The sequence below is a fragment of the Parvibaculum sp. genome (assembly GCF_035325945.1).
GTDB lineage: Bacteria > Pseudomonadota > Alphaproteobacteria > Parvibaculales > Parvibaculaceae > Parvibaculum.
The window spans coordinates 1-16,395 of sequence record NZ_DAOKYX010000022.1 but is presented as its reverse complement, the minus strand read 5'-3'; the positions used below and the strand labels follow the sequence as shown (position 1 = coordinate 16,395).

General features: G+C 64.3%; 16 protein-coding genes and 1 pseudogene. 2 read left to right on the top strand and 15 right to left on the bottom strand.

Going from position 1 to position 16,395, the window contains the following annotated elements:
* The 4 genes and pseudogenes from PKA57_RS10990 to PKA57_RS10975 all read right to left on the bottom strand — a co-directional run.
* A pseudogene (locus PKA57_RS10990) lies at positions 1 to 320 on the bottom strand (acireductone synthase); the annotation flags it as partial.
* Positions 317 to 874: a cupin gene (locus tag PKA57_RS10985; RefSeq protein WP_324300481.1), complete on the bottom strand. Its 558-nt coding sequence runs from the start codon at positions 872 to 874 to the stop codon at positions 317 to 319. The pseudogene PKA57_RS10990 and the gene PKA57_RS10985, both read right to left, overlap by 4 nt.
* On the bottom strand, positions 871 to 1,500 hold the full coding sequence (gene mtnB / locus PKA57_RS10980; protein WP_324300480.1) for a methylthioribulose 1-phosphate dehydratase: 630 nt from the start codon (positions 1,498 to 1,500) through the stop codon (positions 871 to 873). The genes PKA57_RS10985 and mtnB overlap by 4 nt, the downstream gene beginning before the upstream one ends.
* Positions 1,501 to 1,594: 94 nt before the next feature.
* The gene (locus tag PKA57_RS10975; RefSeq protein WP_324300478.1) at positions 1,595 to 2,227 is read right to left on the bottom strand and encodes a TetR/AcrR family transcriptional regulator; all 633 of its coding nucleotides are present in this window, start codon (positions 2,225 to 2,227) and stop codon (positions 1,595 to 1,597) included.
* Between the two features lie 214 nt (positions 2,228 to 2,441).
* Between PKA57_RS10975 and PKA57_RS10970 the strand changes: the two genes are divergently transcribed.
* Positions 2,442 to 2,942 (top strand): winged helix DNA-binding protein, encoded by a 501-nt coding sequence (locus tag PKA57_RS10970; RefSeq protein WP_324300476.1) that lies wholly within the window; start codon positions 2,442 to 2,444, stop codon positions 2,940 to 2,942.
* A 3-nt stretch (positions 2,943 to 2,945) separates the two neighbouring features.
* Here PKA57_RS10970 and PKA57_RS10965 read toward each other — a convergent pair whose 3' ends face one another.
* The 11 genes from PKA57_RS10965 to PKA57_RS10915 form a co-directional block, all read right to left on the bottom strand.
* Positions 2,946 to 3,239, bottom strand: coding sequence for a GNAT family N-acetyltransferase (locus PKA57_RS10965; protein ID WP_324300474.1), 294 nt, complete (start codon positions 3,237 to 3,239; stop codon positions 2,946 to 2,948).
* Between the two features lie 159 nt (positions 3,240 to 3,398).
* Complete coding sequence (locus PKA57_RS10960) at positions 3,399 to 4,544, bottom strand: L-lactate dehydrogenase (RefSeq protein WP_324300472.1); 1,146 nt, start codon at positions 4,542 to 4,544, stop codon at positions 3,399 to 3,401.
* 5 nt (positions 4,545 to 4,549) lie between these two features.
* Positions 4,550 to 5,356, bottom strand: coding sequence for a prephenate dehydrogenase (locus PKA57_RS10955; protein ID WP_324300470.1), 807 nt, complete (start codon positions 5,354 to 5,356; stop codon positions 4,550 to 4,552).
* A gap of 264 nt (positions 5,357 to 5,620) precedes the next feature.
* Positions 5,621 to 7,894: a heavy metal translocating P-type ATPase gene (locus PKA57_RS10950; RefSeq protein WP_324300468.1), complete on the bottom strand. Its 2,274-nt coding sequence runs from the start codon at positions 7,892 to 7,894 to the stop codon at positions 5,621 to 5,623.
* 40 nt (positions 7,895 to 7,934) lie between these two features.
* Positions 7,935 to 8,717: a DUF2189 domain-containing protein gene (locus PKA57_RS10945; RefSeq protein WP_324300466.1), complete on the bottom strand. Its 783-nt coding sequence runs from the start codon at positions 8,715 to 8,717 to the stop codon at positions 7,935 to 7,937.
* Between the two features lie 43 nt (positions 8,718 to 8,760).
* Positions 8,761 to 8,955, bottom strand: a complete 195-nt coding sequence (locus PKA57_RS10940; protein ID WP_324300464.1) for a hypothetical protein — start codon at positions 8,953 to 8,955, stop codon at positions 8,761 to 8,763.
* 26 nt (positions 8,956 to 8,981) lie between these two features.
* Complete coding sequence (gene ccoP, locus PKA57_RS10935; protein ID WP_324300462.1) at positions 8,982 to 9,863, bottom strand: cytochrome-c oxidase, cbb3-type subunit III; 882 nt, start codon at positions 9,861 to 9,863, stop codon at positions 8,982 to 8,984.
* Positions 9,854 to 10,024, bottom strand: a complete 171-nt coding sequence (locus PKA57_RS10930; protein ID WP_324300460.1) for a cbb3-type cytochrome c oxidase subunit 3 — start codon at positions 10,022 to 10,024, stop codon at positions 9,854 to 9,856. Before PKA57_RS10930 ends, ccoP begins: the two co-directional genes overlap by 10 nt.
* Before the next feature lies 1 nt (position 10,025).
* Entirely contained in the window at positions 10,026 to 10,754 is a 729-nt protein-coding gene (ccoO, locus tag PKA57_RS10925) for a cytochrome-c oxidase, cbb3-type subunit II (protein ID WP_324300458.1), read from the bottom strand.
* A 6-nt stretch (positions 10,755 to 10,760) separates the two neighbouring features.
* Positions 10,761 to 12,416, bottom strand: a complete 1,656-nt coding sequence (gene ccoN, locus PKA57_RS10920) for a cytochrome-c oxidase, cbb3-type subunit I (protein WP_324300456.1) — start codon at positions 12,414 to 12,416, stop codon at positions 10,761 to 10,763.
* 376 nt (positions 12,417 to 12,792) lie between these two features.
* A complete protein-coding gene (locus PKA57_RS10915; RefSeq protein WP_324300454.1) occupies positions 12,793 to 14,301 on the bottom strand; it encodes an NAD(P)/FAD-dependent oxidoreductase in 1,509 nt (502 codons plus the stop codon).
* A 344-nt stretch (positions 14,302 to 14,645) separates the two neighbouring features.
* Between PKA57_RS10915 and PKA57_RS10910 the strand changes: the two genes are divergently transcribed.
* Positions 14,646 to 16,304 (top strand): glycosyltransferase family 39 protein, encoded by a 1,659-nt coding sequence (locus PKA57_RS10910; RefSeq protein WP_324300452.1) that lies wholly within the window; start codon positions 14,646 to 14,648, stop codon positions 16,302 to 16,304.
* Positions 16,305 to 16,395 lie beyond the last annotated feature (91 nt).

Below are 16,395 nucleotides of genomic sequence, written 5' to 3'. Positions count from 1 at the left end.
TCCTCATAGACCTGACCCTTGAGCACGCCCGCCTCATAGCCCGAACGCCAGATGAGCCCTTGCAGCGTCTTGAGCGGCCCGGCCTTTCGGTCCTCATCGATCCAGCCGATGAGGAGCGCGACGGTCGCATCGAGATCGTATTCCGTATGGCCGGCAAGCTCGCGCGCCGCGGCGAGCGCGGCGGCGACCTCCGGCTCGCCCTGATGCGCCGCGCAGAATTCCGCGATGCGCGCCCGCGCATATGGGAACAGCGCCTCATGCACGAAGGCGATGGGCGTCGTCGTGCCCTCGATGTCGGTGACGATGGCCGCGATGGTCATGCAGCCCCGGCGCTCTCGTAAAGCGGGAAGCGGGTGGCAATGTCGTCGCCCGTGAAATGCCCGACCCAGCCCTCCGGCGTCGTGAAGATGCGGATGGCGCAGAAATGCGGATCGGCGCCCGTGTCGAACCAGTGCGTCGTGCCGGCGGGGACACTGATGAGATCGTCGCGCTCGCAGACGACACGATGGACGCGGCCGCCAGCGCGCAGATAGAAGGCGCCAGACCCCTCGACGAAGAAGCGCACCTCGTCATCGTCATGCGTGTGCTCGGCGAGAAACTTCTGACGCATCGCCACCCGGTCGGGATGGCCGGGCTTCACCCGCACCACATCGACGCTCTTGTAACCGCCCTCCTGCATGAGGCGCGTCACCTCTGCATCATAGGCGGCGAGAACCTCCGACTGGCCCGCATCGGGCTGAAGCTCGGCCGCGGCCTTCCAGCGCTCGAACCTGACGCCGATTTCCGCGAGCACCTTCGCGATCTCGGCGCTGTCCCGCGTATCGACAAGCACCTTCGAGGGGTCCGTATCGGGATAGACGGTGAGATGTGTCATCGCGCGCGCTCCTGCTGAAGTTCGGCGGTCAAGAGAAAGTCGAAAGCCTCCATGTGGCGGATCGCATCCTTGGCGCTCGCGCCCCATGTATAGAGGCCGTGCCCCGAGATGAGATAGCCGGGAACGGGCCCCGCCTCGCGGAGCCGCTCCTCGACGAGCGCCGCCAGACGATCCGTATCCTGATCGTTCGGCACGATCGGAATGTCGAGCGCCACCTCATGAGTGCGGATGCCGGAAAACGCCTTGAGAAGTTCCCAGCCTTCCAGCCGGAAGAAACCCGCCCGCTCATGGGCGCGCGACAGGATCGTCGCCGGAAGCGAGTGAATATGCGCGATGGCGCCGATGGCGGGATCAACCGCATAGCGCATGAGATGAAGCGGCGCCTCGGCGGAGGCGCGCGGATGCTTCGCGCCTGAAATCTCGGCCTCGATCACATCCGCCTCGGTGAGCCGCGCCTTGTCGGCGCCCGTCGCCGTCAGCGCCGCATGCGCCTGGTCGATGCGCACCGAAAAATTGCCGCTCGTCGCCGGCACCCAGTGACGCTCGCCCGCGAGCCGCGCCATGGCGATGACGCCCCGGGCGGCCTCGGTAAAGGACAATGGCTCACAAGCTGTCGTTTTCGGCATGGAAATGCTCTCCGGCGGAACGCAAAGCCCGGCAGGGGCAGCGGCGCCTACATAGCACATCCCTCCCGCTTTTGTAGCACCGGCCCCCGATCTCTCAGCGGCTCGCCGCGAGCAGGAGGCTCAGAAGCCCCTCAATCACCTCGTTGCGCGGGCGGTCGAAATTCGAGATCACCCAGCGCATGGCGACATGGACGATCGCGCCCACGATGCCCGCCGCCACCACCTCCTCCCGCACCGCGCTCGTGGCGCCGCGCGGCAGCAGAACCCGCGCCTCGTTGCGCACGAGAGCGGTGAAGGCCGCCATCGCGTCGCGGTAGATGCGGTCCTTGTCCCGGCCCGCGCTCAGCACATCGATGAGAAGGATGCGCCCGAGGCCCGGATCGCGCTCGATCGTGCCGAAATAGGCCCCGAGAAGCGCGCGCGCCTTGGCTTCGGCCGTATCGTCCGCCGCGGCGATCGCTTCCTGCATCGCGCCGCCGATCCTCACCATGACAAGCTCGTAGACGGCGACGAAGAGGTCGTCCTTGCGCGCGAAGGATTCGTAGAAATAGCGCTCCGTGAGCCCGGCCTCTGCGCAGACCTGACGGACCGTGGCGGCCCTGTAGCCAGTTGTGCCGAAGATACGGAAACCCGCCTCGACGAGCTTCGCCCGCCTTGCAGCCTGCCTCTCGGAGCGGCTCTCGCCACGATAGCGGCGCTGGGGTTTGAGTTCGGCTGATTCGGACATGGGCAGATATTGTTATGGGTGATGGGCGGAAACAATCCGGCAAAAAATCAAGGCTCGATAGCGCCGAAACAGTTCGACGCAACCTGTAATGTTAGATGGACACGTTTTAGCTCGTTATGGTTGCATTAATAATTATGTGTGCAACTATAGTTCTATGACACAGCGATTCGTAACGCTCGATAGAGCGCCGTCGGCCCCCCTCGGCTCTGCGGAGTTGGACCGGCTTCACCTCGTTCCGACCATCAGCGCGGAAAGCCCGGCCCGGAGCGCGCGCCAAGGCCGCGCATGGCCCCTCGAGCCCGCTGCCGAAAGGGCGGGCAACACACCGCCCGGCACGCCGGAGCATTGCGAGGCGCCGCTCAACCGCCAGCGCACGCGGATGCTGCTCGATCTCTACAATGCCCGGATGAAGCTCTTTCCTTCCGGCCTCTTCGCCGACCCGGCTTGGGAAATGCTGCTCGACCTCACCCATGCGAGGCTCGCGGGCAAGCGTGTCTCTGTCTCGAGCCTCTGCATCGCCGCTCATGTTCCGGCGACGACGGCGCTCCGCCGCATCGGCGATCTGGTGAAAAGCGGCCTCGTCACGCGCATCAAGGACGAGAATGACGGCAGGCGCGTCTTCGTCGAATTGACGGAGGAAGGGCTCGCCCGGATGAACCTCTATTTCGAGGCCGTGCTGAAATCCCTGAATGCCGGACCGGCGAGAAGCTCGTGAGCCTCAGGCGGCCACGAGGTCGCGATATTCTGGATGCTTCTCGATGAAGCGCGCGATGAAGGGGCATTGGGGCACGAGCTTCATGCCCGCCGCCCTTATGGAATCGAGCGCGCCCTTGGCGAGCCGGGAGCCGACGCCCTTGCCCGCCAGGGCGTCCGGCACCTCGGTATGGACGAGCACGATGCGGCCCGGCTGGCGCTCATAGGTAACGAAGGCAGTCACGCCATCGACGACAAGCTCGTAGCGGTGGCGCGCCGGATTGTCCCGGACCTCGGTGGAAGCGGCTTCTGCTGGCATCTCGATCTCCCGGATTGAACATCACGAGGCTAATAGACCCCGCTGCCAATGCAACCGCGCCGCCGACATGGATATCGGCCGCGCGAACCCGAGCCCTGGACGACGCAGGCAATCCGTCAACAGATCATGCGTGCTGCCGGAGCCTTGATCTTCACGCCATCAGCGGACGAGAAGGTCCCGCCCTGCCTTCCTGATGTCCGTGCAGCCCGTGAGCGCCATCGCAACCTCCAGTTCGCGCTGAAGCGTCGTCAGCATGGCGCGAACGCCCGCCTCGCCGCCGCCCGCCAGCGCATAGGCCCATGCCCTGCCGATCATGACCGAGCGCGCGCCGAGCGCCAGAGCCTTCAGCACATCGAGGCCCGAGCGCACGCCGCCATCCATCAGCACCGTCGCGCGATCGCCGACCGCCTCGACGATAGGCGGTAGCGCCTCCACCGTCGACGGCACGCCATCGAGCTGCCGTCCGCCGTGATTGGAGACGACGATGCCGCTCGCGCCGGCCTCGACGGCGTGGCGCGCATCTTCGGCATCGAGAATGCCCTTGATGACGATCGGCCCGTCCCAGCGCTCGCGCACCCATTCGAGATCGCGCCAGCTCACGCTCGGATCGAAATTTCGGCCGAGCCACATGGCGAAATCGTTGGTGCCCTTGGCATTCGGCATGGCGCTCGCCAGATTGCCGAAAGTGGCCGGGCCGCCATTGAGCATCACATCCCAGAGCCAGAATGGATGGCAGGCGCCATCGACGGCGCGCCTGAGCTTGTCGAGAAACGAAAGCTCACCCGAAAGACCGGAGCGCACATCGCGGTAGCGCGCGCCCGGCACGGGCAGATCGACGGTGAAGATGAGCACGGGCGAACCTGCTGCCTTCGCCCGCTCGAGCACGGCCGACATGAAGCCGCGATCCTTGATCATGTAGAGCTGGAACCAGAGCGGCTTGCCGATCGCGGCACTCACCTCCTCGATCGAGCAGATGCTGACCGTCGAGAGGCAGAACGGCAGACCGGCCGCATCGGCCGCGCGGGCCGCCTGCACCTCGCCGCGCCTCGCATAGAGCCCGGCCATGCCGACCGGCGCGAGAAGGATCGGCATGGCGAGCTTCTGGCCGAAAATCTCGGTCGAGAGATCGAGCTTCGACACATCGGTCAAGACGCGCTGGCGCAGCGCCACGCGCTCCATGTCCCCGACATTGCGCGCCAGCGTCGTCTCCGCATAGGAGCCGCCATCGATATAGTCGAAGAACATGCGCGGCAGACGCCGCTTGGCCCGGATGCGCCAGTCGGAAACGGATGCCGGTTGCGTCATTCCTGTCACTCCCCACTCACGCCCGATGGTTCGGGCCGCGAAATGCGGTCAGTATACGACAGGCCGGAGCCGCGACATATGCCCGTCGCGCCATTCCCGTCGGGCCCCGCCAGCCTTTTCGCCGCGTCGAGAAAGCGCGCCCGCATCTCGCCCGCGAACGGGTTTTCGAGCGTGATCGCCCTGTAAAGCTCATCCGTATCGTGACGAACGGAGGCGACCATCCGCATCATGTGCTCGAATGTCGGCGTCGTGTGTTCGAGCGGAGGCAGATCCATGGCGAGAATGACGCGCGACAGGAGATGGGTGAGCCCCTGCACATAGGCCATCTGGCGGTCGTGGCGCTCGGGCGTCGTATCGAACGCATCGAGACCGAGCCCCGCTCTCAGAAAGCGCCGGACGAGAATGTCGCGCCGCCCGCGCGCGCGGCAGACGGCGATCCGCAGGCCCCTTATGCCGCCCTTCCCGCTTTGCGGGCCGAAGAGCGGATGCGTGCCGACAATGTCGACATGGGACGGCAGCGCCGCATCGAGGATTTCGAGCGGCCTCACCTTGAGCGAGCAGACATCGACGACGAGAGCGCCGGGCTTGAGCAGCGGCGCGATGGCGCGCGCTACCTCGTCCAGCGCCGCGAACGGCACGGCGAGCACCACCACCTCCTGCCGCGCGGCGGTTTCGAGATCGGCGCGCCGGGCGCGCTCGGGCAAACGCAGCGTCTCGATATGCGGCCCCGCATCGTGGAGCGAGAGATCGAAATGGCGCGCGAGATGCGGGATGGCAAAGGCGCCGAAGGCACCGATGCCGATGATGCCCATGCCAGGCCGCGGTGGGCACAGAGGCGCAAGGCTCAGCGGTTTCGGGCGTATATCGATAGAAAATTCGGCTTGCTGTGGCATTTTTCTCGTCCTGTCTGGCCGCCAGGACGGATATGCACGAACGAAAATGCCGCCTGACGGCGGCATGTTTCGAACATAGGTGATCGACCTGCCGCTCCTATGGGAACAGCCGGTAATAGGAACGGAGCGCGTGCGAGGTCTTGATCATCATGGGCGGGGATCATCGACTTTTTGGTTCGTCCGTCAAGCCCTCCCGGAAACCCCCTGCTGGGCACTCCCGAGACCGGGGATCGGCGCGACGGCCGTTCGAGAGCGCGCCTTCGCCTTGCCGCGGGGCCGCAAGCGCAGCGCATTGGCGACCACGGCGATGGAGGAACCGGACATGGCGAGCGCCGCCACGAGTGGCGTGACATGGCCGAGGATCGCGACCGGCAGGGCGACAGCGTTGTAGGCGACGGCCAGCGCGAAATTCTGCCGGACGAGACGCCCGGCGGCGCGCGATATGGCAAGCGTCAGCGGAACCGCATCGAGGCTGTCGTGAAGGAAGACGAAATCTGCCGCATTGCGCCCGACATCGGCGGCGCTCGCAGGCGCCATGGAGACATGCGCGGCCGCTAGCGCGGGCGTATCGTTGAGACCGTCGCCCACCATCATCACCTTGCGGCCGGCGGCTCCGAGCGCTGCGATGCGAGCGGCCTTTTCTCCCGGCAGGACGCCCGCCTCGAAATCGCGGATCCCGACTTCGCCCGCAAGCCGCCGCACGGCTGGCGGATTGTCGCCCGAGATGATCGAGACGGCGAGCCCTCGGGCCCGAAGCTCGGCGATCGCTTCTCTCGCCCCCGGCCGCAGCGCGTCGTCGAAATGGAAGGCTTCGAGGAGCCGCCCGTTCTTCGACAGCACGGCACCGGCATCCCCCGGCGCGGGCGAAGGTCCGTCTGACGTCTCGAGCGCCCAGTCCGCCCGCCCGAGACGATATACATCGCCGCCAATATGAGCCTCAAGGCCGAAGCCCGGAAACTCCCGAACGGTGTCGAGCGGGGCCGAGGCGATGCCCTCCGCCGACGCTGCGGCCGCGAGCGCCCGCGAGCAGGGGTGCAGCGAGCGGACCGCCATGCTCGCCGCAATCGTCAAATTCGCGCGGCTCGCATTCGCCGCTCCGCCAAGGCTCAACTCGCCGCGCGTCAGCGTGCCTGTCTTGTCGAAGACGACCGTGTCGACCTCGTCGAGCCGCTCCATCGCCGACCCGTCCCTCACCATGACGCCACTCTCGAACAGGCGCCGCGCCGCGACGACCTGCACCATCGGCACGGCGAGCCCCAGCGCGCAGGGGCAGGTGATGATGAGAACGGCGACGGCGATCGTCACCGCGCGGTGAAAATCACCGCTCGCGACCATCCAGCCGATGAAGCTCAAAAGGGCGGCGAGATGTACGACCGGCGCATAAAGCCGAGAGGCCCGGTCGGCGAGGCGGCGATAGGCTCCGCGCCCCGCTTCGGCGGCCTCCATGAGCCGCACCATTTCGGCGAGGAATGAATCCTTCGCGGTGGCGGCGGCCTCGAGCGTGAGCGGCCCGGTGAGATTGAGCGTTCCGGCCCGAACCGTCGCGCCCGGCCCGACCGCGAGCGGCATGCTCTCGCCCGTGACGAGCGAATTGTCGAGATCGGACGCGCCCTCGACGACACGCGCATCGACGGGAACCCGCTCGCCCGCCGCAAGCAGGATCGTCATTCCGGGCGCGATTTCATCGACTGGCAGATAGTCGCGCGATCCATCGGCCTGCCGGACCATCGCACCCCGCGCGGCGAGCGCCGCCAGCCCCTTCACCGCCACGCGCGCCTTCTCGCGCATCAGATGATCGAGCGTGCGCCCGATGAGAAGAAAGAAGAGAAGCGTGACCGACGCATCGAAATAGGCCTCCTGGCCATGATGGATCGTGTCGTAGAGGCTCATGGCGAAGGCCACCAGCACGCCAATCGAGATCGGCACGTCCATATTGGCCTGTCCGTGCCTCAGGCTGTTCCACGCCGAGCGGAAGAAGACGCGGCCCGAATAGGCAAGCACCGGAAGCGCGATGACGGCCGATATCCAGTGAAATATGTCACGCGTCGCGGGCTCCGCCCCCGACCACACCGAAACCGAGAGCAGCATGATGTTGCCCGCCGCGAAGCCGGCAATGGCAAGCGCGCGCAAGAGTTCCGAATAGGTGCGATCCTTCTCCTCCGCGCTCATGTCGTGGAGATGGGCCTCGTAGCCCATGCCCCGCAGCGCCTCGAGCAGCGCCGGCGCGCCCGCGCTCGCCCGCCAGCGCACCGCGACGCGCTTCGTCGAAAGATTGACGCGCACATGCTCCACGCCGGCAACCGCGCCGAGCCCCGCTTCTATGGTCCGGATGCAGCCGCCGCAATGAATGCCGGGAACGGAGATATCGGTCTGGCGCAGATCTTCGCCGATGGCGCGGCTTGCCAGCAGCATCTCTCCGTCGGAGGACGACAGGCCCTTCGCGCCGCCGCGCGGCATGCCGTCTCTGACTGCCTTGCCCGATGTTTCCATCGCCGCGCTATTGCACCGCCTTGTATGCATGCCAGCTCGCATGACCGAGCAGCGGGAAGACGACGACGAGGCCGAGAAGCCCGCTCGCCAGACTGGCGGTGAAGAGCGCCGCCACGATAAGCCCCCAGCAGATCATCACCGGCAGATTGTTCCAGACGAGCGCCATGCTGGTGCCCATGGCGGTGAGCGCGTCCACACGCTGATCGAGCAGCATGGGAATGGCGAAGATGCTGATGGAGAAGGAGAAGGCGGCGAAGAGGCTTCCGACCAGCGTGCCGACGACCAGCATGGACCAGCCGACAGGCGTCGTGAACAGCATCGGCGCGATATGATCGAGCCCCGGGAATGGCCGGACGCCGAAAAACAGTGCATAGATGATGACGGCGGCGCGCATCCACAGCAGCATCAGCAGACAGAGCAGCGCGCCGGCAAAAACGATCTGCCCTCTGGACTTCGCGCGAACGAGGATCATGCCGCCGAGCGAAACCTTTTCATGGCGCGCGAGACGGCGGCTCTTCTCGTAAAGACCGACGGCGAGGATCGGCCCCACCACCAGAAAGCCCGAAAGCGCGGGGAAGAGAACGTGATCCCAGCCGAGCGCGAACATGGCCCCGATGACGAGGAACGATGTGAGCAGCACGACGAGCCCATAGGCAAGGCTCGGCCCCGGCTGGGTGACGAGATCCCGCCAGCCCGCGCGCAGCCACTCGAACGCAGCGCCCAGAGGCAGATCGCGCCTATAGCTTTTCTCCGGCGCGAGCGGAGGAACGATGGGCGGAAGTCTGGTCATGATCGCCTCCACTTGGTCGGTCGCGATTTTCGGGCGGGTCGTTTCAGCATGCGGAGCCTGCGGCGCTGAAGGAATTGCCGCCAGACGCCCTCTCGCTCGCCTTCACATGGGGCACGCAATCCGGTTGCGACTTGACGGCCACATAAACGAGATGCGCATTGGCAAGAAGGACGAAAAGCACGCCCGCCGCCACGGCCGAACCGACTAGAAAGATCGACTTCGCGCGAGAGGATTTCACGGGCCAGCCGCTCCCTTCATGCACGCTCATGGCTTTCCGGAGCCGAGATCCAGAATGTAGAGCGTCAGGATCTTCCGGTCGACATCCGACAGCCTCTGGTCCCAGTTCGGCATATGTCCCTGCCGGCCGCCATAGACCGTGGTGAAGATGGACTGCCGGTCGCCGCCATAAAGCCAGAAATCATCCGTGAGGTTGGGCGCGCCGAGATCGGTATTGCCCTTTCCGTCCACGCCGTGACAGGAGGCGCAATTCTTCTCGAAAACCTCCTTGCCCGCCGCCACATGAGCACCCTCGGGGCCGGTCGCAAGCGCAGGGTCGGAGAGCGAGCGGACATAGGCGACGACATCGAGAATGGCGTCGCGGCCAAGCATTCCGTCGCGGCCGAAGGCGAGCATCTGGCTCGTCCGCGTTTCCTCATGTGGGGAGTTGATGCCGACGCGGATCGTCTCGCTCACCGCCTCCGCGCTGCCGCCCCAGAGCCAGGCGCCGTCCCTCAGATTGGGGAAACCCTTTCCGCCCCGCGCATCGGTGCCGTGACAGACCGCGCAATTATCGCCAAAGAGCGTCCGGCCCGTCTCGCGGACCGCGCGCATCAATGCGGGGTCGGCCTGAATGTCGGCGAAGTTCATGCTCTCGATCTTCGCGGTCCAGACCGCCCTGTCGCTCGCCGCCTGCTTCAGATCGGCATCGACGCCCGAATGCTGGGTCACGCCGAGCAGGCCTCTGGTGTAGCTGACGCCGTACGGCCATGCAGGCATGAGCAGCCAGTAGCCGACCGAAAAGGCGAAGGCGAGGATCAGGAAGAAATAGACCACGCGGGGAACCGGCGTATTGAGCTCCTTGATGCCGTTCCAGTCATGGCCGGTCATCATCTGCCCCGTGTGGCGGTCGCGCTCGCCTATCGACATGGCGTGTCCTCATTGTCGAGAATGTCGTTTGCCGCGCGCTCGAATTGCGCCTGCTTCGACGGCCAGAAGGCATAGGCCACCGCGACGAGCGACATTGCGATGAGATAGAAGAGCCCGAACGACTTGGCGAAGGCGACCAGCGTTCCGTGATCGAGGTCCATTCTACTCGCCTCCCGCCGGGGTTTTCTGCGCCGCGTCCGTCAGCCGGCCGAGAATCTGGAGATAGGCGACGAGCGCGTCCATTTCCGTGACGCGGGCCGGATCGCCGTCGAAGACGCGAACATTGGTGGCCTCGCCATAACGCGCGGTCACGCCCGCCGCCTTGTCGCTGTCAGGCTCGGCCTGGGCGACCGCGTCCTCGGCCGCATGGACGATCATATCGTCTGTATAGGGAACGCCGACGCGCTTCTGTGCCCTCAGGCGAAGTTCGAGATCGTCGGTCCGAAGCTCGTTGCGGTTGAGCCAGTTATAATTCGGCATCACCGATTCCTTCACCACCGAGCGCGGATTGGTGAGATGCGCGACATGCCACTGGTCCGAATATTTGCCGCCGACGCGCGCCAGATCCGGCCCCGTTCTCTTCGAGCCCCAGAGCATCGGATGGTCGTATTTCGATTCGACCGCGAGCGAATATTTTCCGTAGCGCTCCACCTCGTCGCGCAGGGTGCGGATCATCTGCGAATGGCACGCATAGCAGCCCTCGCGGATATAGATGTCGCGTCCCGCAAGCTCGAGCGGCGTATAGACGCGCATGTCGGGCGCGGCCTCGACCGTCTCGTCGATGGTGAAGAGCGGAGCGATTTCGACGAAGCCGCCGATGCTGGCCACGAGAATGATGGCGAGCGCGAAACCGATCGTATGACGCTCGAGCCTGTAATGGGTGTTGAGCATGTCCGGTCACTCCCCCGCTTCGAGCGCCGCGCCGGCGACGGCAGGCACGGGCACTTCATGTGCGGCCACATCGCTCCTCTCCGGCACCGCGCGAATGGTCATCCAGATGTTGTAGAAGCAGAGCACGGCGCCCGCGAAGAAGATGAGCCCGCCAAAGGCGCGCGCGATGTAATAGGGATGCATCGCAACGAGGGAATCGATGAAGGAATAGGCGAGCGTTCCGCTGTCGTTATAGGTCCGCCACATCAGCCCCTGGATGATGCCGGAGTTCCACATCGCGAAGACGTAGACGAGCGTGCCGGCAAGGGCGAGCCAGAAATGGACCTCGACAAGCGCCGGCGAAAACATGCGCTCGCGCTTCCAGAGCCACGGCACGAGATTGTAGAAGGTGCCGAATGTGATCATCGACACCCAGCCGAGCGTGCCTGCGTGAACATGGCCGACGGTCCAGTCGGTATAATGCGACAGCGCATTGACGGGCCTGATCGCCATGAACGATCCCTCGAAGGTGGAGAGCCCGTAAAAGACGGCGGCGACCATCATGAAGCGCAGCGTGGCGTCGTCGCGCACGCGCTCCCATGCGCCGTTCAGCGTGAGCAGCGCATTGCCCGCCGCGATCCATGACGGCACGAGGAGCATGAGCGAGAAGGTCATGCCGAGCGTCTGCACCCATTGGGGCAGCGCCGTGTAATGAAGATGATGGGATCCCGCCCACATGTAGAAGAAGGTGATGCCCCAGAAACCGACGATCGACATCCGGTAGGAATAGATGGGCCGGTTGGCGCGCTTCGGAAGGAAGTAATACATCATGCCGAGGAAGCCGGCGGTGAGGAAGAAGGCGACGGCATTATGCCCGTACCACCATTCCGTCATCGCATCCTGCACGCCCGCGAAAGCCGAATAGCTCTTGGCATGTGTGAACGAAACGGGCATCGCCAGATTGTTGATGATGTGCAGCACGGCGACGACGAGAATGAAGGCCATGTAGTACCAGTTGGCCACATAGATATGCGGCTCCTGACGCCGCGCCAGCGTGCGCAGATAGAGTACGAAATAGACGACCCAGACGATCACCAGCCAGATATCGGCATACCACTCAGGTTCGGCATATTCCTTGGACTGCGTAATGCCCATGAGATAGCCGCTCGCTGCGAGAATGCAGAAGAGATTGAAGCCGAGCAGTACGAACCATGGGCTGAACTGATCGGGAAGGCGTGCGCGAGACGTCCGCTGCACGACATGGAACGACGTGGCGATGAGCGCATTGCCGCCGAAGCCGAAGATGACGCCCGTCGTGTGCACCGGCCGCAGGCGCCCGAAGCTCGCCCATGCCGCATCGAAAGTCATTTCCGGATAGGCAAGCAGCCAGGCTACCCAATCGCCGACGAACATGCCGATCATCGCCCAGATCATGGCGAAGATGATGCCCGCTCTGGTCGGGTCGTCGTAATACTGTGTGAGCCGTGCCTGATCCGGCTCCGGCGCGTAATAGCCGGAGATGATCGCCGACATCACCACGATGCTGAAGACCATGACGATGAAGCCCTGACCGCCCAGCGGATCGGAGCGGCCCGCTATCGCCATCACGAGCCCGCAAACCGTGAGCAGTATCAGCGTGGCGATCGCGGCTTGTCTTTCGCCCAATGTCAATCGTGAGATCATGTCGTCCCGCTCTGCCTGTGCCGGGCGCCTGCGTCCCCGCAAGATCGAAATCGTCCGATATGCCGCCTCCGGAAGAAGCGGGCCTGACGATGGTAACCGGATTTCATCCGCGACCGGAAGAGCCGGACACATACGCCCCGGCATACCCCGGCGCCGGTGTGAGCCGGGGTCATGTTGCCGCGCCGCCCCGTAAAGAGGCATTTGATATGCGCAATATCAAACGGCTCTGCGCGAACATCAACAAGACCTTCGCCAGTGCGACGAAATGTGTCGCCCGGCGCCCCCCAGGCACAAAAAAACCGCCGCAACCCTGTGGGGCTGCGGCGGCTCCATGTCGTGGCGCGGGCGGCGGGGCTTTCAGCCCCGCCATCCCGTCTCATTCATAGACGAAGGAGGCTTCGTCGAGATCGATTTCCGGCAGCTCGTCCTTCTCGTGCCAGTAGTCCTGCGTGTGCTGCCACTCGGGCTTGTCGCCACGCTTCGGCAGGAGATGCATGCCGCGCATGAGATAGCCCGGATTGAAGTTCTCCGCATCGATCCAGGGGAGCAAGGGCATGTCCTTGTCCTCGGGGCGAAGGGCGACGGTGACTTTCTCCGCTCCCTTCTCCTTCATGTGCTTCAGCATACGGCAGACGAAATCGCCGAGGAGATCCACGCGAAGCGTCCAGCTCGCGCGGAAATAGCCGAACACCCAGACCATGTTGGGCACGCCGGTGAACATCATGCCGCGATAGGTGACCGTCTGGGAGAAGTCGAGCGGCTTGCCGTCGACCTCGAAGTCGATGTCGCCGAGCACGCTGAGATTGAAGCCCGTCGCCGTGATGATGATGTCGGCTTCGAGTTCCTTGCCCGATTTGAGCAGAATGCCCTTCTCGGTGAAGCGGTCGATCTCGTCGGTGACGACCGATGCCTTGCCGGACGCGATGCCCTGGAAGATATCGCCATCGGGCACGAAGGCGACGCGCTGCTGCCAGGGCCGGTAGCGCGGCGTGAAGTTCTTGTCGACTTCCTCCTTCGGAAGGAACATGCCGACCGCGGCGAGCAATTCCTGCCTCACCGCTTCGGGCTCCTCGAAGGAGCGGCGGGCGAATTCCGCCTGATCGTGAAGGACCTTGCGGCGCGTGATCTCATGGATCCACGCTTCATCGACCTTGAGCATCCGAAGCTGATCGGCAAGCTCGTTCGCGTTGCGGCCCGGAATGAAATAGGTCGGCGAACGCTGAAGCAGCGTCACATGCGCGCAATCCCCGGCGATGGCGGGCACGAGTGTCGCCGCCGTGGCGCCGGAGCCGATGACGACGACCTTCTTGCCCTTGTAGTCGAGATCTTCGGGCCAGGTCTGCGGATGGATGATCTGTCCACGGAACTTGTCCATATCCGCCCATTCGGGCGTGTAGCCCTCGGAGTGACGGTAATAGCCCTGGCACATCCAGAGGAAGTTGGCCGTGATGTGTACCGCTTCATCCGTGCCGGTCCTGCGCGCCTCGATCGTCCAGCGCTTGTCCTTGCTGGACCAGCTCGCCGATAGGATCTTGTGGCGATAGCGGATGTGGCGGGCGAGATCGTTCTCGTCGATCACCTCGCCCATATAGGTGAGGATTTCTTCCGCCGTGGCGATGGGCGTGCCGGTCCACGGCTTGAAGCGATAGCCGAAGGTGTAGAGATCGCTGTCCGAGCGGACGCCCGGATAGCGGTGCATGCGCCAGGTGCCGCCATAATTGTCGAGCCCTTCGAGCACGACGAAGCTCGTCCCCGGGCATTGCTGGGTGAGGTGATAGGCGGCGCCGATGCCGGAAATGCCCGCCCCCACGATCAGCACGTCGAAATGTTCGGTCTTGCCGGGCGCGGCGGCCACGGGCCTCTCAAGCGTCTGTGTCCCTGTCATGAGCCTTGCTCTTTCTTCTTGTTGACGCATGGCCGGGCCTCAACCCTTGCGGCCATGTGGATATTGAATTGTCAAAACTGACAAACTGTCCGTCAATTAATATCTGAAAACGCCGCATGTCAAAATTGCCGCAGGGGGGCATGCGGGCCGCCGCGGCCTTCGCCTCAGGGCGCGCGATCCGCTATCATTCGGCGCGTGCCGGGGGCAGGCGCATTGGGCCACAGACGTCCATCATGTCGCGTTTCAGCACCCCGAATCGTTCCTCCAGCCCCCGCAAAACGGGGCTCCCGGAGATCGCGCGTCAATGGGCCCGCGCCATGGCCGCCGAACCGGAGGCCGCCGCCATGGCGATCGCGGTCCCGCTCCTTGCTTACGGCTTTCTCTATGGCCTCGGCAGCTACGGCATCCTCGACAACAATGAGGGGCTTTACGCCGAGATCCCGCGCGAGATGCTGCATCTGCGGGACTTCGTCATCCCGCATCTGAATTTCCTTCCCTATATCGAGAAGCCGCCGCTGCTCTACTGGCTCGTGGCCCTCTCATACGAAATCTTCGGCGTCTCGGAGTTTTCAGCCCGGCTCGTGCCTGCTCTGGCCGCGCTCGGCACATGCGGCGTCGCATACTGGCTCGGCCAACGTGACGGGCGCAGGCTGCAAGGGCTCGTCGCCGCCATCGTCATGGGCAGTTCGATCGCCTTTATCGCCATCGGGCGGACGGTCTTCTTCGAATCGCTCCTGACCCTCACCATGTCGGCTGCGCTCGCCTGCCTCTACCTGTTCCTGCGCGATGGGAACCGCTTACACCTGCGCGCTGCCTATGTCTGGCTCGCGCTCGGCGTCATGACCAAGGGCTTCATCGCCCTCATTCTGCCGGCGCTCGTCGTCTTCACCTTTCTGATGCTGCACCACGCGCCCATGCGCCGCTATCGCCCCTTCTTCACAGACCTGCCGGCCATCGCCATTTTTCTCGCCATCGTTGCGCCATGGCACATAGCGGCGGCGCTGAGAGAGCCCGACTTCGCCTGGTTCTATTTCATCAACGAGCATTTCAACCGCTTCGTCGGAACGCGTGTACCGCGCGACTATTACGGCGGGCCGCTCTGGTACTATCTTCCGCGCCTTTTCGGCTATCTCGCTCCATGGTCTGTGATCCTTCCCGCGGCGATCCTGTCCGCCTGGCGCGAAAAAACGCCGCTCGACAGCTTCCTGCTGATCTGGCTCGGCACGTTCCTGATCTTTTTCAGCCTCTCGTCCAACAAGGCCAATTACTACCTCGCCACCGCTGCCGTGCCGATGGCGCTCCTCATCGCCGGGACGATAGTGCGATGGCTCGAAGAGAAGAGGCTGGCCCCGCTCGGGCTTATCGGAGCCCTCTGGGGCGGTGCATTCCTTTGCGGCCTCGTAACCCTCAAGGCGAGCTGCGCGCCGGATGCAGTGAGTTTCTACCCGGTCTGCCTCGCAGCGACGCCCTGGACCATCGGCACCTTCCTCGTATACCTCGCCGCCATCGGCCTCATCGCGCTCAAGAGGAGTAGCAATCTCATGGCCTTCATGATTGTTGCAGGGCTGATCGGTCCGACCCTCCTCACCGTGCAAGATGCCGCAATCGATGATGAAACTGCTCTGTCGGAACGAGCCCTCATCACGCCCCTCGCCTCTCTCGGCGACCGGCACCCGCTCTATCTCGCCGGCAAGTTCGAGGATGTCTCATCGGTCCTTTTCTATGAAAGGGCGCGCATACATATCGTCAGCGGCGTGCTTGGCGACAAAAGTTCCGATCTTGCCTATGGCGAAAGGCACGCCGAACCGGATTGGTTCATCGGCATTCCGGACTTCATAGCCACGGCGCAAAACACAACGCTCTATCTCGTGCTGAAGCAGCGCACCGCACCGCACTTCCTCGGTCGTTTCGGAGATATCGGTCTCTGCAAGATCGGCGAAACAAAACGCGCGATCCTGATGACCAACGACCGGAAAAAATGCTCCAGCGTGGAACGGCGCTAGGGCAGGCAATTGCTGGGCGACATCCGGACCGCACAAACAAAAACGCCGCAGCGGTGAGGCTGCGGCGCTTTTGCGAATTTGGTTGCGGGGG